25 protein-coding genes are annotated in these 22,498 nt (G+C 66.7%); 12 read left to right on the top strand and 13 right to left on the bottom strand.

Going from position 1 to position 22,498, the window contains the following annotated elements; all coding sequences use genetic code 11:
- Positions 1 to 56: 56 nt before the first annotated feature.
- Both N5C28_RS06370 and N5C28_RS06365 read right to left on the bottom strand, forming a co-directional pair.
- Positions 57 to 683: an L-threonylcarbamoyladenylate synthase gene (locus N5C28_RS06370; protein WP_279821145.1), complete on the bottom strand. Its 627-nt coding sequence runs from the start codon at positions 681 to 683 to the stop codon at positions 57 to 59.
- Between the two features lie 13 nt (positions 684 to 696).
- A complete protein-coding gene (locus N5C28_RS06365; RefSeq protein ID WP_279821144.1) occupies positions 697 to 1,560 on the bottom strand; it encodes a PHP domain-containing protein in 864 nt (287 codons plus the stop codon).
- Between the two features lie 161 nt (positions 1,561 to 1,721).
- On the opposite strand from N5C28_RS06365, the gene N5C28_RS06360 reads away from it, so the two are divergent.
- The 5 genes from N5C28_RS06360 (at position 1,722) to N5C28_RS06340 (ending at position 5,151) form a co-directional block, all read left to right on the top strand.
- A complete protein-coding gene (locus N5C28_RS06360) occupies positions 1,722 to 2,021 on the top strand; it encodes a YciI family protein (protein WP_279821143.1) in 300 nt (99 codons plus the stop codon).
- A gap of 51 nt (positions 2,022 to 2,072) precedes the next feature.
- Positions 2,073 to 2,465 (top strand): translation initiation factor 2, encoded by a 393-nt coding sequence (locus N5C28_RS06355; protein ID WP_279821142.1) that lies wholly within the window; start codon positions 2,073 to 2,075, stop codon positions 2,463 to 2,465.
- Between the two features lie 7 nt (positions 2,466 to 2,472).
- Positions 2,473 to 3,150 (top strand): response regulator transcription factor, encoded by a 678-nt coding sequence (locus N5C28_RS06350; RefSeq protein ID WP_279821141.1) that lies wholly within the window; start codon positions 2,473 to 2,475, stop codon positions 3,148 to 3,150.
- Positions 3,151 to 3,278: 128 nt separating this feature from the next.
- Entirely contained in the window at positions 3,279 to 3,689 is a 411-nt protein-coding gene (locus N5C28_RS06345) for a Spy/CpxP family protein refolding chaperone (RefSeq protein WP_279821140.1), read from the top strand.
- Between the two features lie 130 nt (positions 3,690 to 3,819).
- Complete coding sequence (locus N5C28_RS06340; protein WP_279821139.1) at positions 3,820 to 5,151, top strand: HAMP domain-containing sensor histidine kinase; 1,332 nt, start codon at positions 3,820 to 3,822, stop codon at positions 5,149 to 5,151.
- Here N5C28_RS06340 and N5C28_RS06335 read toward each other — a convergent pair.
- Together N5C28_RS06335 and N5C28_RS06330 are read right to left on the bottom strand one after the other, a co-directional pair.
- Positions 5,148 to 5,702 carry an NAD(P)H nitroreductase gene (locus tag N5C28_RS06335; protein WP_279821138.1) on the bottom strand — a complete coding sequence of 185 codons (555 nt, stop codon included), beginning with the start codon at positions 5,700 to 5,702 and terminating at the stop codon, positions 5,148 to 5,150. The genes N5C28_RS06340 and N5C28_RS06335 overlap by 4 nt on opposite strands.
- Before the next feature lie 70 nt (positions 5,703 to 5,772).
- Positions 5,773 to 6,144, bottom strand: coding sequence for a YkgJ family cysteine cluster protein (locus N5C28_RS06330; RefSeq protein WP_279821137.1), 372 nt, complete (start codon positions 6,142 to 6,144; stop codon positions 5,773 to 5,775).
- Between the two features lie 154 nt (positions 6,145 to 6,298).
- Here N5C28_RS06330 and N5C28_RS06325 point away from each other — a divergent pair, with 154 nt between their 5' ends.
- Entirely contained in the window at positions 6,299 to 7,753 is a 1,455-nt protein-coding gene (locus N5C28_RS06325; RefSeq protein WP_279821136.1) for a TrkH family potassium uptake protein, read from the top strand.
- Between the two features lie 4 nt (positions 7,754 to 7,757).
- Here N5C28_RS06325 and N5C28_RS06320 read toward each other — a convergent pair whose 3' ends face one another.
- On the bottom strand, positions 7,758 to 8,759 hold the full coding sequence (locus N5C28_RS06320; RefSeq protein WP_279821135.1) for an AraC family transcriptional regulator: 1,002 nt from the start codon (positions 8,757 to 8,759) through the stop codon (positions 7,758 to 7,760).
- Between the two features lie 134 nt (positions 8,760 to 8,893).
- On the opposite strand from N5C28_RS06320, the gene N5C28_RS06315 reads away from it, so the two are divergent.
- The 3 genes from N5C28_RS06315 (at position 8,894) to N5C28_RS06305 (ending at position 11,380) form a co-directional block, all read left to right on the top strand.
- Entirely contained in the window at positions 8,894 to 9,211 is a 318-nt protein-coding gene (locus tag N5C28_RS06315; RefSeq protein WP_279821134.1) for an Mpo1-like protein, read from the top strand.
- Positions 9,212 to 9,247: 36 nt separating this feature from the next.
- Positions 9,248 to 9,832, top strand: a complete 585-nt coding sequence (locus tag N5C28_RS06310) for an HD domain-containing protein (protein ID WP_279821133.1) — start codon at positions 9,248 to 9,250, stop codon at positions 9,830 to 9,832.
- 159 nt (positions 9,833 to 9,991) lie between these two features.
- Positions 9,992 to 11,380: an adenylate/guanylate cyclase domain-containing protein gene (locus tag N5C28_RS06305; protein ID WP_279821132.1), complete on the top strand. Its 1,389-nt coding sequence runs from the start codon at positions 9,992 to 9,994 to the stop codon at positions 11,378 to 11,380.
- Positions 11,381 to 11,434: 54 nt separating this feature from the next.
- Here the strand turns inward: N5C28_RS06305 and N5C28_RS06300 are convergent, their stop codons facing one another.
- Both N5C28_RS06300 and N5C28_RS06295 read right to left on the bottom strand, forming a co-directional pair.
- Positions 11,435 to 12,463, bottom strand: a complete 1,029-nt coding sequence (locus N5C28_RS06300; protein WP_279821131.1) for a glycosyltransferase family 1 protein — start codon at positions 12,461 to 12,463, stop codon at positions 11,435 to 11,437.
- Complete coding sequence (locus N5C28_RS06295; RefSeq protein WP_279821130.1) at positions 12,460 to 13,275, bottom strand: UDP-2,3-diacylglucosamine diphosphatase; 816 nt, start codon at positions 13,273 to 13,275, stop codon at positions 12,460 to 12,462. The genes N5C28_RS06300 and N5C28_RS06295 overlap by 4 nt, the downstream gene beginning before the upstream one ends.
- Positions 13,276 to 13,411: 136 nt before the next feature.
- Here N5C28_RS06295 and N5C28_RS06290 point away from each other — a divergent pair, with 136 nt between their 5' ends.
- From N5C28_RS06290 to N5C28_RS06280, 3 genes are all read left to right on the top strand, one after another.
- Entirely contained in the window at positions 13,412 to 14,161 is a 750-nt protein-coding gene (locus N5C28_RS06290) for an AraC family transcriptional regulator (protein WP_279821129.1), read from the top strand.
- A gap of 84 nt (positions 14,162 to 14,245) precedes the next feature.
- Positions 14,246 to 14,581: a tRNA-binding protein gene (locus N5C28_RS06285; RefSeq protein WP_279821128.1), complete on the top strand. Its 336-nt coding sequence runs from the start codon at positions 14,246 to 14,248 to the stop codon at positions 14,579 to 14,581.
- On the top strand, positions 14,578 to 15,429 hold the full coding sequence (locus N5C28_RS06280) for a DMT family transporter (RefSeq protein WP_279821127.1): 852 nt from the start codon (positions 14,578 to 14,580) through the stop codon (positions 15,427 to 15,429). The genes N5C28_RS06285 and N5C28_RS06280 overlap by 4 nt, the downstream gene beginning before the upstream one ends.
- Positions 15,430 to 15,553: 124 nt before the next feature.
- Here N5C28_RS06280 and N5C28_RS06275 read toward each other — a convergent pair whose 3' ends face one another.
- The 6 genes from N5C28_RS06275 to N5C28_RS06250 form a co-directional block, all read right to left on the bottom strand.
- Positions 15,554 to 15,844: a SelT/SelW/SelH family protein gene (locus N5C28_RS06275; protein WP_279821126.1), complete on the bottom strand. Its 291-nt coding sequence runs from the start codon at positions 15,842 to 15,844 to the stop codon at positions 15,554 to 15,556.
- Between the two features lie 96 nt (positions 15,845 to 15,940).
- On the bottom strand, positions 15,941 to 18,019 hold the full coding sequence (locus tag N5C28_RS06270; protein ID WP_279821125.1) for a FimV/HubP family polar landmark protein: 2,079 nt from the start codon (positions 18,017 to 18,019) through the stop codon (positions 15,941 to 15,943).
- A 263-nt stretch (positions 18,020 to 18,282) separates the two neighbouring features.
- The gene (locus N5C28_RS06265) at positions 18,283 to 19,686 is read right to left on the bottom strand and encodes a DHA2 family efflux MFS transporter permease subunit (RefSeq protein ID WP_279821124.1); all 1,404 of its coding nucleotides are present in this window, start codon (positions 19,684 to 19,686) and stop codon (positions 18,283 to 18,285) included.
- Entirely contained in the window at positions 19,686 to 20,120 is a 435-nt protein-coding gene (locus N5C28_RS06260) for a MarR family transcriptional regulator (RefSeq protein WP_279821123.1), read from the bottom strand. The genes N5C28_RS06265 and N5C28_RS06260 overlap by 1 nt, the downstream gene beginning before the upstream one ends.
- A gap of 95 nt (positions 20,121 to 20,215) precedes the next feature.
- The gene (locus tag N5C28_RS06255) at positions 20,216 to 21,232 is read right to left on the bottom strand and encodes a DUF2804 domain-containing protein (RefSeq protein ID WP_279821122.1); all 1,017 of its coding nucleotides are present in this window, start codon (positions 21,230 to 21,232) and stop codon (positions 20,216 to 20,218) included.
- 96 nt (positions 21,233 to 21,328) lie between these two features.
- A complete protein-coding gene (locus N5C28_RS06250; protein ID WP_279821121.1) occupies positions 21,329 to 22,489 on the bottom strand; it encodes a GGDEF domain-containing protein in 1,161 nt (386 codons plus the stop codon).
- Positions 22,490 to 22,498 lie beyond the last annotated feature (9 nt).

The following is a 22,498-nucleotide window of genomic DNA, read 5'->3' as shown; positions in this document are numbered from 1 at the left end:
TATAACAATGCGACCGGTTACCTACAGAGGGGTTTGTAGCGTTTCGGCATTGCCGCTCAGTCAGCGCCGAACGGAGACGGGTCACCGCAGCCGACCCGGATCACCTCGGGGTCGTCTTCCACCAGGCTGACCACGGTCGAAGCCTCCAGCCCGCCGAAGCCGCCGTCGATGATCAGGTCGACCTGGTGCTCGAGCATCTGGCGCATTTCATAGGGGTCGCTCATGGGCAACTGCTCCCCCGGCAGGATCATGCTGACGCTCATCAGCGGCTCGCCCAGTTCCTCGAGCAGGGCCTGGGCGATCGGATGGCTCGGCACCCGCAGGCCGATGGTGCGCCGCTTGGGGTGCAACACCATGCGCGGCACTTCCCGCGTGGCATTGAGGATGAAGGTGTACGGCCCGGGCGTGTGGGTCTTCAGTAGGCGGAACGCGCCGGTATCGACCTTGGCGAACAGGCTGAGCTGGGACAGGTCGCGGCAGACCAGAGTGAAGTTGTGCTTGTCGTCCAGCTGGCGCAGGCGGCGGATGCGTTCGACAGCGTTCTTCTCCCCCAACCGGCACCCCAGGGCATAGGACGAGTCGGTGGGATAAATCACCACGCCGCCCGAGCGGATGATTTCAACCGCCTGCTTGATCAGCCGCGGCTGGGGGGTCTCCGGATGGACCTGGAAAAATTGGCTCACACTGACTCCCTGTTCAGATTGCGCGTGGCTGCTGGACATGATGGAAGCGCGCCCAAAGAGGGGGAAGGTCGTCGGGAACCGGGCGGTACATGCCCAGCTCGGACCAATCGCCCGGTGCGTGAAAGTCGCTGCCGGCACTGGCCAGCATACCGAACTCGCGCGCCAGGATCGCCAGACCGCCGACCTGCTCGGCCGGCTGCATGCCGTTCACCACTTCAAGGGCATGACCACCCGCCTGGACGAAATCGGCGACCAACCGGCGTCGCTTACTACGAGTAAAGTCGTACTGCCACGGGTGCGCCAGGCTGATCCACGCGCCGGCTTCACGCAGGGTGCCGACCACCTCTTCCAGGGTCGGCCAATGCTGCTTCACGTCCCCCAGCTTGCCCGCCCCCAGCCACTTGCGAAACGCTTCGGCGCGGTCCTTCACATGGCCGGCGCGCACCAGGAAATCGGCGAAATGCGGACGGGCCGGCGCGTTGGCGCTGTCGCCCAGTTCCTGCTGGATCGCCCGCGCCCCGTCCAGCGCCCCGGCCATGCCCTTGAGCTCGAGCCTACGGCTGATTTCCCGGGCGCGCAGCCAACGGCCTTCGTGCAGCTCGGCGATCGCCTGGCGCAGGGCCGGCGCCTCGCTGGCGAAGGCATACCCGAGCACGTGGATGGTCGCCCCACCCCAGGTGCAGGACAGTTCGATGCCGTTGACCAGCTGCATGTCCAGGGCCTCGGCCGCGGCACGCGCTTCCTCGAGCCCCTCCAGGGTGTCGTGGTCGGTCAATGCCAGCACGCGCACGCCGCGCTCATGGGCCCGGGCGACCACCACCGAGGGCGCCAGGGCGCCGTCAGAGGCGGTGCTGTGGCAATGCAGATCGACTTCCATACAGGCGCTTTCCCGTTCATTCATGTTTGTTATTATGCCCCAGATAACGATTCTCGCTGCCCTTACACAATAATTCCTCGACTTTGCGTGCCCGCACTGCTTTTCTGCCTTGCACAGGCAGCGGCACACCCTGTCGCGCCAGCCTCACACTAAGGATCGAAATGCTCTACGCCATTATCGCCACCGATGTCGCCAACTCCCTGGAAAACCGTCTGGCCGCCCGTCCGGCGCACCTCGCCCGCCTGGAGCAGCTCAAGAGCGAAGGCCGCCTGATCCTCGCCGGCCCCCATCCTGCCGTCGACAGCAACGACCCGGGCAGCGCCGGTTTCTCCGGCAGCCTGATCGTCGCCGAGTTCGAGTCGCTGAACGCCGCCCAGAGCTGGGCCGACGCCGACCCCTACCGCGCAGCGGACGTCTATGCCTCCGTGGTGGTCAAGCCGTTCAAGCGGGTCCTGCCCTGACCGCATCCCCTGCACTCAGCCGATGACCACCCGTAGGAATTAGGAGTTCCGATGCGCCCAGCCTCGCTGTGTTTGCTGTTTGCCGTAGTCATGCTGCCGATCGGCCTGCATGCAGAACAAAGCCCGCCGCAACCGGCGACCACGACCGAAACAGTCGAGCAGCGCACCCAGGACCTGGAGCAGCGCGAGCAGGAGCGAGAAGCGCTGCGCGCCGAGTTGCAGGCCAACAACGGCGAGCGCGAAACGGCGCAACTGCAACGCCTGCGCCAGGAAAACCAGCGCCTCAAGCTGCAACTCAAGGAAGCCCAGTCCAGCCAGCCCAAGGGGCTGCTCAGCGTCGAGCAGTGGTGGTTCGCCGTGGGCGCAGGCGCGGGCCTGCTGGGCGTCGTCCTGGGCGCGATGCTGCGTGGCAACCGTCGTTCGCGGCGCGAATGGATCAACTGACGGCCCTATGAGCACCCTGTTACTCATCGACGACGACGTCGAGCTGTGTGAACTGCTGGTCAACTGGCTGACCCAGGAAGGCTTCCAGGTGAGCGCCTGCCACGATGGCGGCAGCGCCCGCCGCAACCTGGCCAGCCACACGCCCGACGCCGTGGTGCTGGACGTGATGCTCCCCGATGGCAGCGGCCTGGAGTTGCTCAAGCAACTGCGCAACGACCACCCCGAGCTGCCGGTGCTGATGCTGTCGGCCCGGGGCGAACCGCTGGACCGCATCCTCGGGCTGGAACTGGGCGCCGACGACTACCTGGCCAAACCCTGCGACCCCCGGGAGCTGACAGCCCGCCTGCGCGCGGTGCTGCGCCGCAGCCTGCCGCCCAGCGCACCGAGCCAGCTGGAGCTGGGCGACCTGTGCTTCAGCCTGGCCCGTGGCGTGGTCATGATCGGCGACCACGAGGTGATCCTCACTCTCTCGGAAAGCCGCCTGCTGGAAACCCTGCTGCGCCAACCCGGCGAGCCGGTGGACAAGCAGGAACTGGCGCAACTGGCCCTGGGCCGCAAGCTGACCCTCTACGATCGCAGCCTCGACATGCACGTCAGCAACCTGCGCAAGAAACTCGGCCCGCACCCTGACGGCCGCCCGCGGATCGTCGCCCTGCGCAGCCGCGGCTACTACTACTGCGCCTGAGGACTGTGTAAAGGCCGGCGCCGACCGCCTTTACCCAAGCTTTACCCTTGGCTGACCGCCCTTGACCTTGACCGCCCTAGACTGGGCTCATCCGGTAAATGACCGGTTTCGAGACAAGGAGAGACACCATGCGCAAGACCCTGACCGCCGTACTGCTCGTCCTGACCCTGCCGACCCTGGCCATGGCCATGCCCGAAGGCGGCCCGCGCCACGGTGGCGAGCACGGCCCGCGTTTCTTCAAGGAGCTGGACCTGAGCAAGGAGCAGCACCGCGAAATCCGCAAACTGATGGGCGAGCAGATGAAGAGCCGCCACACCATCACCCAGCGCTACCTGGACAAGCTGCCGGCTGCCGAGCAGAAGGCCATGCAGGACGAGCTGAAAGCCGCCCGCGACAAGCAGCAGAGCGCCATCCGCGCCCTGCTCAAGCCCGAGCAGCAGAAAGCCTTCGATGAGCACCAGAAGAAGATGGAAGCCCATCGTGCCGACCGCAAGGCCTTCGAAGCCTGGAAAGCCGACCAGGCCAAGAAGACCCAGTAACCGCAACCTGCGCCTGCCCACCCCGCCACTGGCTGGGTGGGCATTGGCGCTTGTGCGTTGAGGGCAGCTCCAGCAGGATTCACCCCCGTCATCGTCATATCGGGCCTCGAGGCCTGACCTAGGAGTTCACGTGCGTTCATTGTTCTGGCGCATCCTGGCCAGCTTCTGGCTGGCAATCGCCCTGGTGGCCGGCCTGTCCATGCTGCTGGGCCGCGCGCTGAACCAGGACGCCTGGATCCTCGCCCACCACCCGGGCATCGACGGCCTGGCCGAAACCTGGACCCAGCGTTACGAAACCCAGGGCCCGGAAGCCGCCCAGGCGTTTCTCGAACGCCGCAAGAAGCGTTTCAGGATCGACGTGCAGGTCCTGGGCGAGAACGGCCAGCCCCTGGTCAGGGGCACCTTCCCACCCCGGGCCGCGGCCCTCGAAGCCCGCCAACAGAACGAACGCCGCCTGCCCTGGCGCCGCCTGAGCAACGACTACACCAGCCCGACCACCGACGAAAGCTACCTGTTCATCTACCGCATTCCCCACCCGGAGCTGGCCGCCTGGCACCGCGGCAGCCTGTTCTGGCCGCTCAGCGCCTTGGGCATCGCCCTGGTGGTGCTGACCCTGATCAGCCTGTTCCTGACCCTGTCCATCACCCGCCCGCTCAACCGCCTGCGCGGCGCGGTGCACGACCTGGGGCAGACCGCCTACCAGCAGACCAGCCTCGCCCGCCTCTCCACCCGGCGCGACGAGCTGGGCGTGCTGGCCAGCGACTTCAACCGCATGGGCGCGCGCCTGCAAGGGCTGATCGGCAGCCAGCGCCAACTGCTGCGCGACGTGTCCCATGAATTGCGCTCGCCCCTGGCGCGCCTGCGCATCGCCCTCGCCCTGGCCGAGCGGGCCGACCCGGAAGAACGGGAACGCCTGTGGCCACGCCTGGTGCAGGAATGCGACCGGCTGGAAGCGCTGATCAGCGAGATTCTCGCCCTGGCCCGCCTGGACGCGGACCCCGGCGCGGCGCAACCGGTGGACATCGGCCTGGTGCTACGCAAGATTCGCGAGGACGCCCAGCTCGCCGCGCCGGAGCAGCGCGTGGTCATCGAACAGACGGAGACGGTAACGGTCCAGGGCTGGCCGGACATGCTGGAGCGGGCGCTGGACAACCTGCTGCGCAATGCCCTGCGCTTCAACCCGGCGGGTCAGCCGATCGACATCGAGGTCGCGCCCCAGGCGGAGCACCTGCATATCACCCTGCGCGACCACGGCCCGGGCGTGGCCGAGGATCACCTGCCGCACCTGGGCGAGCCGTTCTACCGTGCGCCGGGGCAAAGTGCGGCCGGTCACGGCCTGGGGCTGGCGATCGCTCGCCGCGCCATCGAGCGGCACGGCGGGCGTCTCGAACTGGGCAACAGCCCGGAGGGCGGGTTCTGCGCCAGGGTCATCCTGCCCCTGGAACAGCGCGGCACGGCCTAGTTCGGCCAGCGGCTGACGAAGTCCGCCACGTTCACCTGCGGCGCCGTGCGCAGCTCGCGCTCCGGCGTGCCCAGGTACAGGTAGCCGACGATCTGCTCGCCTTCGCCCAGGCCCAGCCCGGCTTCCACCGTCGGGTTGTAGGCCATGTCGCCGGTGCGCCAGACCGCACCGATGCCCTGGGCATAGGCGGCGAGGATGATCGCGTGGGCCGCGCAGCCAGCCGCGATAACCTGCTCTTCCTTCGGCACCTTGAAATGCGACTGCACCCGCGCGATGACCACCACCAGCAGCGGCGCGCGCAACGGCATGGCCCGGGCCTTGGTCAGCGCCTCTTCGGTGGGGGAACCTTCCGCCACCGCCTGGGCGAACAGCTCACCCAGTTGCTGGCGCCCGTCGCCCTCGATGGTGAGAAAGCGCCACGGCCGCAGCTGGCCGTGGTCCGGCGCGCGCAGCGCTGCACGGAACAACTGCTCACGCTGCTCGGCAGAAGGCGCCGGCTCGCGCAGACGCGGTGCCGACACACGATTGATCAAGGCCTCGAGAGCATCCATCTGCCACCTCACAGAATAAAAAGAGGAGGAATTCTAGAGCCTGCCGGCCGGCAACAGGAGAAAAACTGCCTCAGGCCACGCGTTCCGGCGACAGTTCCGGTTGCTGCGGCGGGGTCAGCGGCGGCAAGCCGTGGGCACGCCGGGCATCGTCGCAGCGCGGGTTGTGCTCGCCATTGGACCAGGACGCTTCGAAGTCCCGGCAAGGGCTGGAGCGCTGTTCATACAGCGTGCAGCGCACGCCCTCGCCCACGGCACCCAGCAACGCCACGCAGCGTGCGGGCTTGCTCTCGGTGCCCCGCATGGCAACCCGATGCGGGGTGATCAGCACCACCTGATCGTCCGGCACGAGACCGCCGGCCGACTGGCATTCACCCCAAAAGAAAGACACACGAAAGTGCGCGCAGCAGGCGCCGCACGTAAGACAGGGATTGCTATTCGACATGATTGAGAGGGCTCAGAAACCGGCAAGGGCCGGCACCTGGCGCCTATTCTATGCAGCGCCAAACGCTTGTAAAGCGGCAAATATCGACGGGTTTACAGGCCGTATCGCTGGCGTAGAATGGCGCCCTTTGCCACACCAGAGCGAACCTCACTCCATGGCCCTGCCGACGTTGCGCGTCATCGCGTTCATCAACGGTATCTTCCTCGTGACCCTGGCCATCAGCATGGTGATTCCCATGCTCACCCTGGTCCTCTTCGACCGGCCCCAGGAGCTCAACGCGTTTCTCTGGTCCAGCCTGATCACCCTCTGCGCCGGCCTGGCCATGATCGCCCAGGGCCGCCAGGAAGGCACTCACCTGCGCCCCCGCGACATGTACATGCTGACGGTGTCCAGCTGGGTGCTGGTGGGGATCTTCGCCGCCATCCCGTTCATGCTCGCCCAGGGCATGAGCTACACCGACGCCTTCTTCGAAAGCATGTCCGGCATCACCGCCACCGGGGCCACGGTGCTCACCGGCCTGGACAGCATGTCGCCAGGCATCCTGATCTGGCGCTCACTCTTGCACTGGCTCGGCGGTATCGGCTTCATCGCCATGGCGGTGGCGATCCTGCCGATGCTGCGCATCGGGGGCATGCGCCTGTTCCAGACCGAATCCTCGGACCGCTCGGAAAAGGTCATGCCGCGCTCGCACATGGTGGCCAAGTACATGGTCGCCGCCTACCTCGGCATCAGCGTGCTGGGCTGCCTGGCGTTCTGGGCTGCGGGCATGAATCTGTTCGACGCCATCAACCACACCATGTCGGCCATCGCCACCGGCGGTTTCTCGACCTCGGACCAGTCCCTGGCCAAGTGGAGCGCACCGGCGGTGCACTGGGTCGCGGTGGTGGTGATGATCCTCGGCAGCCTGCCGTTCGTGCTCTACGTGTCGACCCTGCGCGGCAATTACCGTGCCCTGATCAAGGACCAGCAGGTCCGGGGCTTTCTCGGCATCCTCCTGGCCACCTGGGTGACGCTGGGCACCTGGTACTACCTGACCACCGACCTGCACTGGCTCGACGCCATCCGCCACGTGGCGGTCAACACCACCTCGATCCTCACCACCACCGGCTTCGCCCTGGGTGACTACACCCTGTGGGGCGGCTTCGCCGGCATGCTGTTCTTCTACCTGGGCTTCATCGGCGGCTGCTCGGGCTCCACGGCCGGCGGCCTGAAGATCTTCCGTTTCCAGGTCGCCTACATCCTGCTCAAGGCCAACCTGCAGCAGCTGGTGCACCCGCGGGCGGTGATCAAGCAGCAGTACAACCGCCACCGCCTCGACGAGGACATCGTCCGCTCGATCCTGACCTTCTCGTTCTTCTTCACCATCACCATCGCCGCCCTGGCGCTGGCCCTGACCCTCTGCGGCCTGGACTGGATCACCGCCCTCAGCGGCGCGGCCAGCACGGTATCCGGCGTCGGCCCGGGCATGGGCCCGGTGATCGGCCCGGCCGGCACCTTCGCCAGCCTGCCGGACATGGCCAAGTGGCTGCTGACCCTGGGCATGCTGCTGGGTCGCCTGGAAATCCTCACGGTGCTGGTGCTGTTGATGCCGGCCTTCTGGCGGCACTGACCGGCTACAGGCGCGCGCGGTACTCGCCCGGGGTGCAGTCGAACCAGCGTCGGAACGCACGGAAGAAGTTGCTCGGGTCGGCGAACCCCAGCAGGTAGGCGATTTCCAGCAGCGTCAGGCTGGGCTGCGCCAGGTACTGCTCGGCCAGCTCGCGCCGGGTTTCGTCCAGCAGGTGCTGGAAACTGGTGCCTTCGTCCTGCAGGCGGCGCTGCAAGGTGCGCTGCGACAGGTGCAGCGACTGCGCCACCACTTCCCGTTTCGGCTCCCCCTGGGGCAATAGGCGGCACAGCACCTGGCGCGCCTGGTGGGTGACCCGGCTGCCGGAGAAGCGCGCCAGGTAATCCCCCGCGAAGGCATCGTGCAGTTGCGCCAGGGACTCGTTGGCGGTGGGCAGGGGCATCTCCAGGTCAGCCCGCTCGAAGCGCACGCCGTAGTGGCTGGCATTGAAGGTCAGGGGCGCCTGGAACACCTGCTGGAACGGGCCAATGTCCGCGGGCGGATCGCCCTGGAACAGGATCTCCTGGGGGCGAATCTGCCGCCCGGTCATCCAGCGGCAGAATGCCAGGGCATAAGCCAGGGAGGCCTCGGCGCTCTGCCGGGCCGGCGGCAGGCGATCGCCGTGGATCGCCAGGATCAGTTCATAGCCCTTGGCGGTGGGGCGAAAACTCAGGTCAGCGCCCTCGCCGATGATCCGCTGGTAACGCACCAGGCGCGCGAACCCTTCCTTGAGGGTGCGGCTGGACATCAGCGCATAGCCCACCACATGAAACGACGCCGGCCGCACCACGCGGGCCATGTTCAGGCCGATCGCCGGGTTGCCGGATACCTCCACCGCGCGGTGCCACAGGCGGGTCATGGCGTCCTGCGGGAAGCGCGCGTCGGGGTCGTTGAGCGCTTCGTAGTCCAGGCCCAGTTCGGCGAAGATCGCCCGGCAATCGACACCGCCCATTTCCAGTGCCTGGACGATACCCAGGGCCCAATTCGACGACGTGGTACGTTCGCTCATGGCGTTATTCTTGTTCGACTGAGGAAACCCGCTCGCCGCGGGCTGGCAGCGAAGGATACTAAACTGGCACCTAATGTCACTGGCCCGGTGGGACACTCGGCCTAGACTGGCAGGCAGAACAACAGGAGGTGACCATGACCACCCAGCCCGATGAGCGATTCACCCGCTTCGCCGATTTCTACCCCTATTACCTGCAGGAGCACAGCAACCCGACCTGCCGCCGCCTGCATTACGCCGGCAGCCTGCTGGTGCTCGGCATCCTCGCCTACGCCCTGTTCACCCAGCAGTGGCTGTGGCTGCTGGCCATCCCGCTGGCCGGCTACGGTTTCGCCTGGGTCGGGCACTTCGTGTTCGAAAAGAACCGCCCGGCCACCTTCCAGTACCCGCTGTACAGCCTGATGGGCGACTGGGTCATGCTCAAGGACGCCTTCACCGGTCGCATCAAGTTCTGATCATTCCCCCATAACGACAAGAACGAGAACACAACCATGACAGCCCGAGCCCAGTTCAACCACATGCAGGACGGCAGCGCCGCCGACTGGGCGATCATCGCCCAGGACTTCATGGCCTACGCGGCCCAGTTGCCGGACCGCATCCTCACCCACCTGAAACTGCTCGATGGCGACTTCGGCGGCTTTCCGGTGGATCGCCTGACCCACTCGCTGCAAACCGCGACCCGCGCCCACCTGGACGGTCGCGACGAGGAATACGTGGTCTGCGCGCTGCTCCACGACATTGGCGACACCCTTGGCAGCTTCAACCACCCGGACATCGCCGCCGCCATCCTCAAGCCCTTCGTCAGCGCGGAAAATCACTGGATCGTGGAAAAACACGGGGTGTTCCAGGGCTACTACTTCTTCCACCACCTGGGCATGGACCGGCACCTGCGCGAGCAATTCAAGGACCACCCGCAGTACCAGGCGACCATCGACTTCTGCGCCAAGTACGACGCCGCGGCCTTCGACCCGGATTTCGAGACGTTGCCGCTTAGCTTCTTCGAGCCCATGCTGCGCCGGGTGTTCGCCCAGCCGAAGAACACCCTGTACAAGGCGGTGGTCCAGCCGGCGGCATGACCGCTGGCCTGAACCTTATCGCCGTTCGGCAGCAGTGCTTGGCTGGCACTGCTGCGCTTGGTTATGATCCCGCTTTGTTCGCAAGCCTGGCCTGGCCATTGCAGACAGCCCAGGCGTCCGGTAGAGGCGCCAGAAAATCAGCAGGGATCGTTCCAACCCATGAATGCAGCCACACTCAACCGGCTCAACACCTTGCCGGCCCCGCCGCTGCGTGAGTATTACTCGCGCGTGCTGGCCTATATCGCGATCGCCGCGAGCATTGCTGCCGGAACCTATGCCCAGCACTTTGGCTACCACATCCTGTGGATGGTGCCCTACGCGCTGCTCTACCCGCACCTGGCCCACCACCTGAGCCTGCGTTTCAAGCGCGAACACCCGCAAACCACCACCCTGTGCCTGCTGTTCATCGATTCCCTGCACTGCGGCGCGGCCCTGGCCCTGCTCGGGTTCTCCGTGGTGCCGAGCCTGATGGCCGTGCTGACCCTGTGCTTCAGCTCCCTGGTCCTCGGCGGCCTGCGCCACATGGGGCTGGCCCTGCTGATCGCGGTCAGCGGCACGCTGCTCACCGCCGCCATCACCGGCTTCGAGGTGAATGTGTCGACCCCGGCCCTGGTGGCCCTGGTCAGCATCGCCTTCACCACCCTGTACATCTGCATCACCGCCTACTTCGTGCACCAGCAGGGCCTGCGTCTGGCCCAGGTGCGTAGCGAGATCAAGCGCGAGCAGGAAAAGGCCGCGCGCCTGGCGCGCAACCTGGCCAAGTACCTGTCGCCGCAGGTCTGGGAATCGATCTTCAGCGGCAAGAAGAGCGTGCGCCTGGAAACCCAGCGCAAGAAGCTCACCGTGTTCTTCTCCGACATCAAGGGCTTCACCGAGCTGTCCGAAGAGCTGGAAGCCGAAGCCCTGACCGACCTGCTCAACACCTACCTCACCGAAATGTCGAAGATCTGCCTGAAATACGGCGGCACCATCGACAAGTTCATCGGCGACAGCGTCATGGTGTTCTTCGGCGACCCCACCAGCCAGGGCGCCAAGAAGGACGCGGTGGCCGCCGTGTCCATGGCCATCGCCATGCGCAAGCACATGAAGGTGCTGCGCCAGCAGTGGCGCGCCCAGGGCATCACCAAGCCCCTGGAAATCCGCATGGGCCTGAACACCGGTTACTGCACCGTGGGCAACTTCGGCGCCGACACCCGCATGGACTACACCATCATCGGCCGCGACGTGAACCTGGCCAGCCGCCTGGAAAGCGCCGCCGAATCCGGGGAAATCCTGATTTCCCACGAGACCTATTCGCTGATCAAGGACGTGATCATGTGCCGCGACAAGGGCCAGATCACCGTCAAGGGCTTCACCCGTCCGGTGCAGATCTACCAGGTGGTGGACTTCCGCCGCGACCTGGGCGCCACCTCCAGCTACGTCGAGCACGAGCTGCCGGGCTTCTCCATGTACCTGGACACCAACGGCATCCAGAACTTCGACAAGGAACGGGTCATCCTCGCCCTGCAACAGGCGGCGGAAAAACTCCGGGACAAGGTCATCATGTAGCCATGAAAAAAGCCGCCAGCAGGCGGCTTTTTTCATGGGCGCTCGGCGGGACGGCTACGGTACCGCCACCTCTGCCGCCACGCAGGCCTCGCCACCGGGCACCGGCTGGTGCGCCAGGAACTCCAGGGCCGAAGCCCGCCAGGATTGGCGCCCTGCCCGCTCGGCACACACCGCCCGATCCAGCGCCAACGCCGCCCGGCACGCTTCGCCGAGGTCCTCGTTCATCACCCCGGTCACCCCCGCCTCCAGCACATCCAGCGGCCCCGGCACGGGAAAGGCCGCCACCGGCGTGCCACAGGCCAGCGCTTCCAGCATCACCAGCCCGTAGGTATCGGTACGGGACGGAAAGACCAGCACGCTGGCCTGGCGATACCGCTCGGCCAGGGCTTCACCGTGCTGATAGCCGAGAAACCGCACCGCCGGATACGCCGCCTCCAGCGCGTCGCGCTGCGGTCCGTCACCGACTACCTGTTTCTCGCCCGGCAGTTCCAGGTCGAGGAAGGCCTTGAGGCTCTTTTCCGGGGCGATGCGCCCGACGTACAGGAACACCGGAGGCTGACCGTCGTCGCGTGGTGCCGGATGGAACAGCTCGGTGTTCACGCCTTTGCGCCACAGGGCCAGGTGCTGCATGCCCCAGGCCGCGAACTCGTCGCGCAACCGCTCGGTGGTCACCAGCACCGCCTGGCTCGGCCGGTGGAACGCTCGCAGGTAGGCGTAGCCCCAGGCCAGCGGAATACGCGGCCAGCGGGTGTGGATGTACTCGGGAAAGCGCGTGTGAATGGCACTGGAAAACCCCAGGCCGCGCTTGCGCAGCCAGCGCCGGGCCGCCCAGCCCAGCGGCCCTTCGGTGGCCAGGTGCACGCAGTCCGGGCGGAAATCGCCAATCGCCGGGCCGACGCGCCACAGGTCCCACACCAACGGGATTTCCGGGTAGGTCGGGCAAGGCCGCGAACGAAAGTCCTGGGGCGACAGCACCTTCACCTCGTGCCCCAGGGCCTGCAGCTCCCGCACCAGCGCCTGCAGGCTGGTCACCACGCCGTTGACCTGCGGCAGCCAGGCGTCCGAGACGATGAGAACCCTCATGCCACGGGCTCGGCGGCCGGCAGTACCTGCTGGGTCTGGCGTAGCTGGTCTTCGGCCAGGCGATAGAGTTCGATGGTGCCATCCAGGTGCTCGATCAGCGCCGTGCAGGACTCGACCCAATCCCCGCAGTTCATGTACTCGACCTCGCCCATCGGGCGAATCTCGGCGTGGTGGATGTGGCCGCAGACCACCCCGTTGAAACCGCGTTTGACGCACTCGTGGGTGATGGCTTCTTCGAAGTCGCTGATGAAGTTCACCGCGCTCTTGACCTTGTGCTTGAGGTACGCCGACAGCGACCAGTAGCCGTAGCCATAGCGGCTGCGCCAGTGGTTCAGCCAGCGGTTGAGGGTCAGGGTGATCTCGTAGGCCGAGTCGCCGAGAAAGGCCAGCCAGCGGTGGTAGCGGGTGATCACGTCGAACTGGTCGCCATGGATCACCAGCAGGCGGCGGCCGTCGGCGGTGATGTGTTCGGCTTCGTCGACCAGCTGGATATTGCCCAGCATCAGGCTGGAGTAGCGGCGCAGGAACTCGTCGTGGTTGCCGGTGACGTAGATCACCTCGGTACCGCGCTTGCTCATGGTCAGCAGGCGACGGATCACGTTGGTGTGCGCCTGGGGCCAGTAGATACCGCCGCGCAGCTTCCAGCCGTCGATGATGTCGCCGACCAGGTAGATGCGGTCGGTCTGGTAGCGCTTGAGAAAGGCCGACAGGTGCTCCGCCTGGCAATCGCGGGTGCCAAGGTGTACATCGGAGATCCACAGGGTTCGGACACGTTGTTTGCGGCTGGGCTTGGCGAGCAGAGCGCTGGTCATGGGGCGACCTCCGGCTGGGTTTCTACGAGCTTGCTCGCCAGCGGTGAAGTGATTGTGACGCCACCATGGCAGTTCAATGACAGCTACACCGGCAGGCCGCCCTGTTAAACTGCCGCCTCGGACGAGGAACCCCGCCATGCCTTCGCTGCTTTCCCTGCGTCACTACAGCCACGAACTGCTCAGCCACAGCCACGCCCATGCGCAGCTGGTGTTCGGCCTGCGCGGCGAGCTGGACTTCGAAGTGGCCGGCCTGGGCAGCCGGGTGCTGCGCCAGGTGCTCGCGGTGGTGCCGGCGGAGGCCCCCCATGCCTGCGGCAGTCGCCACGGCAGCCAGTGCCTGGTGCTCGACGTGCCGTCCGAACACTGGCTCGCCCAGCACCTGGGGCCCCATGCCGACGCCAGCCGGCGCCTGATGGAAAAACCGGGGGCGATCAGCCTCACGCCGTCCCAGAGCCAACTGGTCGGCTGGCTGGCCGCCAGCCCGATCAACGACCCGGTGATCGCCCAGCAGGGTGCCGCCCTGCTCCTGGCCAGCCTGGCCAACGCACACCCCATCCAGGACGGCGGCCGGTTGCCGCTGGCCGCGATCGATGCCCATATCGACCAGCACGCCGCCCACCCGCTGCAGGTCGCCGACCTCGCGCGCCTCAGCGGGCTGTCTGCCGCGCGCTTCCACGCGCGTTTCCTCGACGAGACCGGGCTAACGCCCATGGAGTACGTGCGCAGCCGTCGCCTGCACCTGGCCCGCCAGCTCCTGCAAGGCAGCAGCCTGCCGATCGGCGAGATCGCCGCCCGGGTCGGCTACGCCTCGCAGAGCGCGTTCACCGCGGCCCTGTCGCGCCAGTTCGGCGTGACGCCCCGCAGCCTGCGCCAGGGGCGCGAGTAACGCGACAAAGCGCGCCACTCCCGCGACAGACAGCCCTGGCCACGCCCCCTAGACTGCACCGCGACACCGTAATGGGGAGGCACCATGGACACGATCGAGTGGGACGATTTTCAACGGGTTGAGCTGCGCGTCGGCACGGTGCTGTCCGCCGAGCCGAACCCCAAGGCCCTCAAACCCGCCTACGTGCTGCAGGTCGATCTGGGCGAATGCGGGGTGAAGACCTCCAGCGCCCAGTTGACCGCCCACTACAGCGCCAGCGAGCTGGTCGGCCGGCAGGTGCTGTGCGTGTGCAACTTCGCGCCCAAGCGGGTGGCCGGGGTGCGCTCCGAGGTCCTGGTAACCGGGGTCTACGACGCCGACGACAAGGTGGTGCTGGCCAGCTTCGACAAGCCGCTGCCCAACGGGGCGCGCCTGGCATGACCGAACGCAAGGCCCTGCTGGCCATTCACCTGGGCGCACTGCTGTTCGGCCTGTCGGGCATCTTCGGCAAACTGGCGCAAACCACACCGCTGGCCATCGTCGCCGGCCGGGCGCTGTTCGCCGTGGCCGCCCTGGCCCTGTTCGCCCAGCTGTTCGCGCCGTCCCGGGGCAACCGTCCCACGGTTCGGCAGCTGGGTCTGCTGGCCCTCGGCGGGCTGCTGCTCGGCAGCCACTGGATGACCTTCTTCGAGGCGGTGAAAGTCTCCGGCGTGGCCATCGCCACCCTCGGCTTCGCCAGCTTCCCGGCGTTCACCGTGCTGCTGGAGGGCCTGCTGTTCCGTGAACGCACCCGCCCCAGCGAATACCTGATGGTGACCCTGGTGTGCATCGGCCTGGTGCTGGTCACGCCGACCTTCGACCTCGGCAGCGAAGCGACCGTCGGCCTGCTCTGGGCAGTGCTGTCGGGGCTGCTGTTCGCCCTGCTGTCACTGCTCAACCGCGCCAGCACCCGGGGCCTGGACCCGGTGCAGGCCGCGCTGTGCCAGAACCTAACCGTGCTGCTGTGCTTCATGCCCTTCGCCTGGCCGCTGCTGCCCAGCGTGACGCTGCTCGACTGGCTGTGGCTGGCGATGCTCGGGGTGTTCTGTACCGGCCTGGCGCACAGCCTGTTCGTTGCCAGCCTGCGCGTGCTGAAAGCCCGGACCGCCGCCGTGATCTTCGCCCTGGAGCCGGTCTACGGCATCGTCTTCGCCTGGTGGCTGTTCCACGAGATCCCCACCCTGCGCATGCTGGCCGGCGGCGCGCTGATTATCCTGGCGATCTTCTACTCCGCCCGCATGGCCCGCTGAACGCGCGCCCTGCAGGAGAGGCCCTGGCCGCGAGTTCGGCGGCCTGAGCAATACCGAGTCGGCGGTGAGCCGAACAGCTCGCGGGCAAGCCCGCTCCTACAGGTACACCCTCGCCCCTACAGACTCAGGTACTCACGCGGTCGTTATGGCCCAAGTCGCGCTCGGGGTCGATGTGGTCACGCAGGCGCTGCTTGAGCACCTTGGCTTCAGGGAAACCGCCGTCCGCCTTGCGTTCCCACAGCTGCACGCCGTCGCAGGTGATGCGAAACACCCCGCCGGTACCCGGTTCGAGGCTGACCCGGGCCAGGTCGTCGGTGAAGGTCGACAGCAACTCCTGGGCAAGCCAGGCAGCACGCAGCATCCACTGGCACTGGGTGCAATAGGTGATGGTCACTTCGACTTTACGGGAGGACATGGCGCGGCTCGCAGTGGACAGGAGCCACCCATGATACGCCTGCGACGGGGATTTGCCTCGCCCGGATGCCACCTGTCAGGCGGCATCCGGCGCGGGTCAGGCGATTTTCGCCAACAGCTCGCGCGCCTGTTCCTTCTGCGCGTCGTCGCCTTCGATGATCACTTCGTTGAGAATGTTGCAGGCGCTTTCCAGGCTACCCTGCTCGATATAGGCCAGGGCCAGGTTGAGCTTGGACAGGGTGTCGCGGTTGTCGTCCAGGTCACCCAGGTCGCTCAACAACAGGCTGTCGGCGGCGTCCGGCTGCTTCAGGAAATTATCGTCCAGCTCGCTCTGCAGCCAGTCCTCCGAAGGGTGTTCCTCGACCAGCATCGATGCGGCGAACGGGCTGCGCACATCGTGCTTGTCCAGGCCGTGGTGCTCCGGCTCCTGCGGGGCAGCCGGAGCCACCTTGGCGCGGGCGGTGGTGGAGAACGGGCTGACCAGGTCCCAGTCGGCATCCAGCGACAGGTCGTCCAGGTTGAGCTGGAAGTCATCCGACAGCTCAGGCGTGGCAGCCGGTGCGAGCGCTGGCGTGTCGTCGAGCAGCAGGTCGTCGGGGGCGGCGGTGTCGCTGAGCAGGTGCGGATGACGGGCCTTGAGCTGGTCGAGACGGGCCGGGGTAAAGCCCTCCTCGCGCAACACCGCCTCTTCGCGTGCGAAGGCCTGGGCATCACCCAGTTGGGCATACACCTCCAGCAGACGGAAGCGGATGTCGCTGCGCATCGGCTGGGCATCCAGGGCCTTGCGCAGCGCAACGGCGGCCTCGCTGAAACGGCCGTAGGCAATGTAGATGTTTGCGCCTTCCAGGGCGTCCACCGGCACGGCGGAGCGCAGCGGCGCAACCGGAGCCGGCGCGGGAGCGACCGCCGCAGCCGCCACCACGGGCGCGGCAGCAACCACCGGGGCGACCGGGGCCGGAGCGGCCACCGCGACGACCTCGGGCTTGGCGGGCGTCGGCTCGACCGGGGCCGGACGACGGCGGGCACGCCAGTACAGGGCAACCAAACCGGCCAGCAACACGAGCAACAGGGCCAGGGTCGCGCTCAACCACGAACGCTCCTGGCTGGCTGGCGCCTCGACCGGGGCAGCTGGCGTTTCAGCCGGCGCGGCCACCGGAGCAGCGTCCACCACTGGCGCTGGCGGTGCATCCAGGCGTGCCTGCAACTCGGACAGGCGCTGGTCCTTGCTGGCCAGCTGGGATTGCAGTTCCTGCACCTGCGCCTGCAGATCCGCCAGGCCCTGTTGCAGTTGCTGGTTTTCCTCGGCCTGTTCGGCCAGGGCCTCGTCGATACGGCGCTGCGCGGCCACCAGGGCCTCGGCCTGCGGTTCCAGCGGCTGTTGTGGCGCCTGCTCCGAGGTGACGACCGTGTCCTGCGGGGCGGCGCTCACCGCCTCGGGCGCCGCAGCAGCCTGGGGATTGGCCGCATCCGGCAGCAGCAGATCGGCACCGGCCTGCAAACGATTGATATCGCCGTTGCTGAAGGCTTGCGGGTTGAGGGCGTGGATGTCCCGCATCAGCCGATCCTGGGACAGCTCGCTGCCCGCCGCGCGCAGACCGGCGGCGATGCTCCACAGGCTGTCGCCGCGGCTGACCTGGTAGCGCTGACCCTGGGTTGCCGACGGCATCACCGCGGGCGCGCTGTAGGTCTGGGTCGGCTCCACCGGGGCCGGGCGCGCCGGGGTGGCGGCCGCTTGCGACGGGGCCGACGGCACGCTGGCCATGGTGCGGTAGGCCGAGGACCCCGGCGGGTCCAGCAGCACGGTGTATTCGCGCAGCAACTGCCCGTTGGGGCGCGCCACCTCGACGATGAAATTCAAGTACGGCTCGTTGACCGGCCGATTCGACACCACACGGATCACGCTGTTGGAGCCGCGCAGGATCGGGGTGAAACGCAGGTCATTGAGGAAGAACAGGCGATCGACCCCGGAGCGGCTGAACACCTCCGCCGACGCCAGGCGCACCAGCACGTCGCTGGACGTCAGGTCACCGACTTCGAGCAGCTCGATTTCGGCGTCCAGGGGCTGGTTCAGGGCGGAATGCAGGGTGATCTCACCCAGACCGAGCGCAGGGACCACCCCCGAGTAAAGTGCCGAGCTCGAAGCCAGGCCAAGCAGCAGTTGGCGAACTGGGGTCATGAAAACTCCCGGTAGATCCCTAGCAACCCGTCTGCTGCTGACACCCAGGCGTACCTGCCCTGAAGGTGATGACGCAGACGTTGCAACGTGTTCAAGCGGCAGGTGACGGTCCATGTCGAACCCGGCTAATAAGTGAGTATGGCCATGATTTGCAGTCTTGCTCGGCTCTCTGCATGCATGACACTGGGCATGGCGCCATCATACGCAATGCGTAGGTGGCTATCCAAAAAAACCGACGCAGTTCACATTCTTGCCGACCGCTGTCATGCCGCACGCGAACGCACGTGCCAGGCAGCCAGCATCGTCAGCACGAACACCCCGGCCATCAGCCAGAAACTCTGCTGGAAAGCCCTGGCCTCCGCCAGCAGGCCCATCCCTTCGCGCGCGTGCCGCCACTCGAGGAAGAAGGTCAACAAATTGACCCCGAATGCGCCGCCAAGTTGCCGAACGAAGGTGATCGCCCCGGCGCCCTGGGCCAGTTCGTCCTGGCTGAGGATATCCAGCGACCCGGTGCTCAACGCCGGCAGCAGGATGCCCAGGCCGATGCGGCCGACGCAGGCCCAGAAACACAGCACCAGGAACGAAGCGCCCTGCCCCTGCCAGCCCAGGCCGGCGCAGGACACGGCGAACACCAGCAGGCCGCCGGTCAACAGCACCGCGGCGCTCAGGCGATCGCTCAGCCAGCCGCCGAAAAACGAGGCGAAGCCCATCATGATGCCGGTGGGCAACAGCAGCAGGCCGGCGCGACCGGCGCCATAGCCTTCCACGGTCTGCAGGTACAGCGGGATCAGGTAGGTCGAGCCGTACAAGCCCAGGCCGAGGGCCAGGGCCACCCAGCTCGCGCTGCGAAACCCGGCGTGGCGCCACAGTGTCAGCGGCAGCAACGGCGTGCTGCTGCGCCAGCTGCGCACGAAGAAACCGACCGCGGTAACGACGCCGAGCAACCCCGGCGCCCAGACCCGCGCATCGAGCCAGGAAAATCGCTGCGCCTCGGCCAGCGCGCCCAGGGAGGCGAACAGCGCCACGCACAGCAGGGCAAACGCCCAGACATCCAGGAATGGCGTGCTGCGCTCACGCTGGTTGGGCAACAGCCAGTGGCCGCCCAGCACACCGAGCACGCACAACGGCAGCGGCAACCAGAACACCGCGTGCCAGCCGAAATGATCGACCAGGTAACCGCCGATGGTCGGCCCCAGGGTCGGCGCGATCATCACGCCCAGCCCGTAGAGGCCCAGGGCCGTGCCGCGGCCGCCGTCGGCGAAGACGCGGAAGATCAGCACCATCGCCAGGGGCTGGACGATACCGGCGCACAGCCCCTGGATGATACGCAGCGCAATCAGTTGCCAGGCCGCTTGCGCCACCAGTGCCAGCAGCGAGCTGACGATGAACAGCAGCAAGCCGACCTGGGCTGTGCGGCGGGCGCCCAGGCGTGCGTGGGCCCAGGCCGCCAGCAGCAGGCCGGCGGTCATCGCTGCGAGAAATCCGGTGGAGAGCCATTGGGCCAGGGGGCGGCCGATGGCGAAGTCCTGCATGATCGCAGGCAGCGCGACGTTGATGCTGGTCGAGGCCAGCACCATGGCCATGCTGCCGACCATCAGGATACCCAGCAGCCATTGCGGGTAGCGCGCCCCATAGCGCGCTTGCAAGGCGGCCAGGTCGTGCTGCATCAGCGCTTTTCCAGGTTACTCAGGATGCGCGCGTGGACTTGCTGGCAACGGCGCAGTTCGTCTTCGTCGATGCCGGCGAACAGCTCCTGGCGCAGCTGGGTGGAAATCGCCTCGATCTTCTCGATCAGCGGCTGCGCCTTGGGGCTCAGGGCGATCTTCTTGGCGCGACGGTCCTCGGGCACCATGTGCCGGCTCACCAGGCCCTGGGCTTCCAGGCTGTCGAGCAGGCGCGCCAGGGTCGGCCCTTCCACCCCGACGCTCTGCGCCAGCTCACGCTGGGTCGGCAGTTCATCGAAGCGCGCCAGGTGCAGCAACACCAGCCAGCGCGCCTGTGACAGGCCCAGCCCGACCAGGCGACGGTCCAATTCGGCGCGCCAGGCGCGGGACAACTGGGCAAGCTGCATGGCAAAACGGTGTTGATCGGTTAGCGACATGGTGGCAACGGCTCTTATAAGTATAAAAAACTAATTATTAGCCAGCTAACCATGACTGCAATGCCGAGAGCAATACTCCGGCGCGTCGATATGTTTCACCATTTCACATATTGATCTTCGACGAAGCCCCAGCAGTTGGCGATGGGCACCTCCGGCCGCCCGACCGGCCGCAGCACGCCGCTGAACTGACCGAAGATCTGCTTGAAGTTGCTGGCCAGGATGCCCAGGTTCATGTGCTCCTGGTGCAGGCCCCGGGCCTCGAAACGCAGCGCCACCTGGCCGTCGTGGGAATCGATGCGCCAGGGCTCCAGCGGGCGGCGGCGCTGGAAATCGAAACGCACCGTGTCGACCTTGATCAGCTCGCCGTCCAGCCAGTAGCAGTTCTCGGTGAAACTGGTTTCGTTGACCCCGCACGACAGGTTCAGGCCGACCCGCTGCCGCTCGGCACGGCCGGACAGGCAGGCCCAGTTCCAGTGGGTTTCCGGGCGCATGTAGCCGGCCGACCAGTCGTGGTGGGCGAAGGCATCGATCTGTTCCAGGTCGAATTCGCCCAGGGCACTGCGGATGTGCCCGGAGCAGCGCACCCCCGCCACCTTCTGCGCGTAGACCCAGCCATTCACCGCGGTGGGCGTGCTGATGCACATGGGCTGGAAGGCCGGCTCGGTCTCGCTGAATGCCGCATCGATGCGCGTGCCGTCGTCCAGTTCCACCAGCAGGCGCTTCTCGCGCACGCCGGGCTGGTTCTCCAGACGCAAGCGGTTGCGCCCGCTGCGCAACTCGCACACGCCATCATCCGGGCGCTGGGAAAACTGCGTGCCCAGGCCGAACGGCAATTTGAACTGGCGTTCGATCATGCGCCCGCTGGCCGGGTGGAACAGGTAGACGAAGCCGATCCCCGCCAGGCTCAGGTTGGCCAGGGCGCAGCCGCCGATCAGGGTGTCGCTGATGATGCCGAAATACTGGAACTGGTGGAAACGCCGCCATTTGGCCAGGGCGCCCAGGCGGCGCCCCATGGGGGAGCGGAAGTCGAAATCGCGGTAGTTGATCAGGCCGGGCGGGCTGGAAAACAGGCCGTAGTGAGGCTGGCCATTGGCCTGGATCAGTCGTTCCATCGGGTAAATCGCTCGCAAAACAGTGCTGGAATGCTAGCAGTGCCGCTTCGCGTCGCCACTCACGCGCCGCGCCAGCCGAGCGACAAAACGCGCCAATCAGGCCACCACGCGGTTGCGCCCAAATGCCTTGGCCTCGTACAACGCCCGATCGGCGTGCTCGTACAGCACGGCGAACGCGCCCTCTTCCCCCGGGCAGATGCAGGCCACGCCGACGGACATGGTCAGCACGCTGGCCGTGGTGGATTTCTCGTGTTCGATGCCGAGGGTTTCCAGGGCCTTGCGCATGGCGTCGGCGCGGTGCCGGGCCTCCATCTCGCCGATGTCGTACAGCAACACCGCGAACTCCTCGCCGCCCAGGCGCACCGCCATGTCCAGCGGACGCCGGGCAGCCTCCTGCAACAGCGTGCCGACCCGTTGCAGCACGACATCGCCGGCCTGGTGCCCGTAGCGGTCGTTGTAGGCCTTGAAGTGGTCGATGTCGCAGAGCAGCAGCGCCAGGGACTTGCTCTCGCGCAGGGCCTGGCGCCACAGCCGCTCGAACTGGCGGTTGAAGCTGCGCCGGTTGTTCAGCCCGGTCAGGCTGTCGTGATCGGCCAGCAGGCGCATCAGGTTGCGCAGCAGGAAATCCTCGCGCGACTTGTACTCCAGCAGGTAACAGCCCACGCCACCGATCAGGTTGCTGCACAGCAGGAACAACAGGTTGCTGGTCAGCTCCACCAGCGGCAGCCCGGACAGCACCTCGACGCCCGCGTAGATCAGCATCAGCGCCAGCGCGCACAACGCCGCTTCGATCAGGCGCAGCCCAAGCAGGAAGTAGATCGCGATGCTCGCCAGCAGCAGCCCTTCATAGGGGTAGTTCGGATCGTACAGGCGCCCGATGGGGACGATGGCGGCGATGCCCAGGCCCAGGGCAAGCGCCCCCAGGATGCTCAACGGCTGGTAGCAAGAGAGGCGAACTCCCCACAGCAGCAGCCCTCCCAACCCCAGCAGCACGCCCAGAACCGCCAGACGAACCACGAGAATCCACCCCAGGTAGGGCGGCGGGATGAGCAGTATGTCGATCGAGATGAACGCCAGCCAGATCAGGAGAGTGAAGACCAGGGCGACGCGCTTGAGCATCGAGCTTTCGCCTTGCCGGTGGCGGCGGTACTCGGACTCCAGGGGCCGGGAAAAGCGCAAGCGACGAAATCCCTTGGCCAACTGGTCGGCATAGGGACTCGGCTGAACGTCCTCAAGCCAGGTTTGATCGCTCGACACCGCCACCTC

This window comes from Pseudomonas sp. GD03944 (assembly GCF_029839275.1).
Lineage (GTDB): Bacteria > Pseudomonadota > Gammaproteobacteria > Pseudomonadales > Pseudomonadaceae > Aquipseudomonas.
Note: the sequence above shows the minus strand (reverse complement) of the source record. Positions and strands in the feature narration are given on the sequence as shown.

Bases quoted from the DNA above. Each gene is read 5' to 3' on its own strand.
- N5C28_RS06350 (WP_279821141.1), top strand. From the start codon at position 2,473: ATGAGCACCCTGTTACTCATCGACGACGACGTCGAGCTGTGTGAACTG.
- N5C28_RS06355 (WP_279821142.1), top strand. From the start codon at position 2,073: ATGCGCCCAGCCTCGCTGTGTTTGCTGTTTGCCGTAGTCATGCTGCCG.
- N5C28_RS06275 (WP_279821126.1), bottom strand. From the start codon at position 15,844: ATGTCCTCCCGTAAAGTCGAAGTGACCATCACCTATTGCACCCAGTGC.
- N5C28_RS06295 (WP_279821130.1), bottom strand. From the start codon at position 13,275: ATGACCAGCGCTCTGCTCGCCAAGCCCAGCCGCAAACAACGTGTCCGA.
- N5C28_RS06335 (WP_279821138.1), bottom strand. From the start codon at position 5,702: ATGGATGCTCTCGAGGCCTTGATCAATCGTGTGTCGGCACCGCGTCTG.
- N5C28_RS06305 (WP_279821132.1), top strand. From the start codon at position 9,992: ATGAATGCAGCCACACTCAACCGGCTCAACACCTTGCCGGCCCCGCCG.
- N5C28_RS06330 (WP_279821137.1), bottom strand. From the start codon at position 6,144: ATGTCGAATAGCAATCCCTGTCTTACGTGCGGCGCCTGCTGCGCGCAC.
- N5C28_RS06365 (WP_279821144.1), bottom strand. From the start codon at position 1,560: ATGGAAGTCGATCTGCATTGCCACAGCACCGCCTCTGACGGCGCCCTG.
- N5C28_RS06265 (WP_279821124.1), bottom strand. From the start codon at position 19,686: ATGCAGCACGACCTGGCCGCCTTGCAAGCGCGCTATGGGGCGCGCTAC.
- N5C28_RS06255 (WP_279821122.1), bottom strand. From the start codon at position 21,232: ATGGAACGACTGATCCAGGCCAATGGCCAGCCTCACTACGGCCTGTTT.
- N5C28_RS06280 (WP_279821127.1), top strand. From the start codon at position 14,578: ATGACCGAACGCAAGGCCCTGCTGGCCATTCACCTGGGCGCACTGCTG.
- N5C28_RS06325 (WP_279821136.1), top strand. From the start codon at position 6,299: ATGGCCCTGCCGACGTTGCGCGTCATCGCGTTCATCAACGGTATCTTC.
- N5C28_RS06270 (WP_279821125.1), bottom strand. From the start codon at position 18,019: ATGACCCCAGTTCGCCAACTGCTGCTTGGCCTGGCTTCGAGCTCGGCA.
- N5C28_RS06320 (WP_279821135.1), bottom strand. From the start codon at position 8,759: ATGAGCGAACGTACCACGTCGTCGAATTGGGCCCTGGGTATCGTCCAG.
- N5C28_RS06310 (WP_279821133.1), top strand. From the start codon at position 9,248: ATGACAGCCCGAGCCCAGTTCAACCACATGCAGGACGGCAGCGCCGCC.
- N5C28_RS06285 (WP_279821128.1), top strand. From the start codon at position 14,246: ATGGACACGATCGAGTGGGACGATTTTCAACGGGTTGAGCTGCGCGTC.
- N5C28_RS06345 (WP_279821140.1), top strand. From the start codon at position 3,279: ATGCGCAAGACCCTGACCGCCGTACTGCTCGTCCTGACCCTGCCGACC.
- N5C28_RS06315 (WP_279821134.1), top strand. From the start codon at position 8,894: ATGACCACCCAGCCCGATGAGCGATTCACCCGCTTCGCCGATTTCTAC.
- N5C28_RS06260 (WP_279821123.1), bottom strand. From the start codon at position 20,120: ATGTCGCTAACCGATCAACACCGTTTTGCCATGCAGCTTGCCCAGTTG.
- N5C28_RS06360 (WP_279821143.1), top strand. From the start codon at position 1,722: ATGCTCTACGCCATTATCGCCACCGATGTCGCCAACTCCCTGGAAAAC.
- N5C28_RS06290 (WP_279821129.1), top strand. From the start codon at position 13,412: ATGCCTTCGCTGCTTTCCCTGCGTCACTACAGCCACGAACTGCTCAGC.
- N5C28_RS06300 (WP_279821131.1), bottom strand. From the start codon at position 12,463: ATGAGGGTTCTCATCGTCTCGGACGCCTGGCTGCCGCAGGTCAACGGC.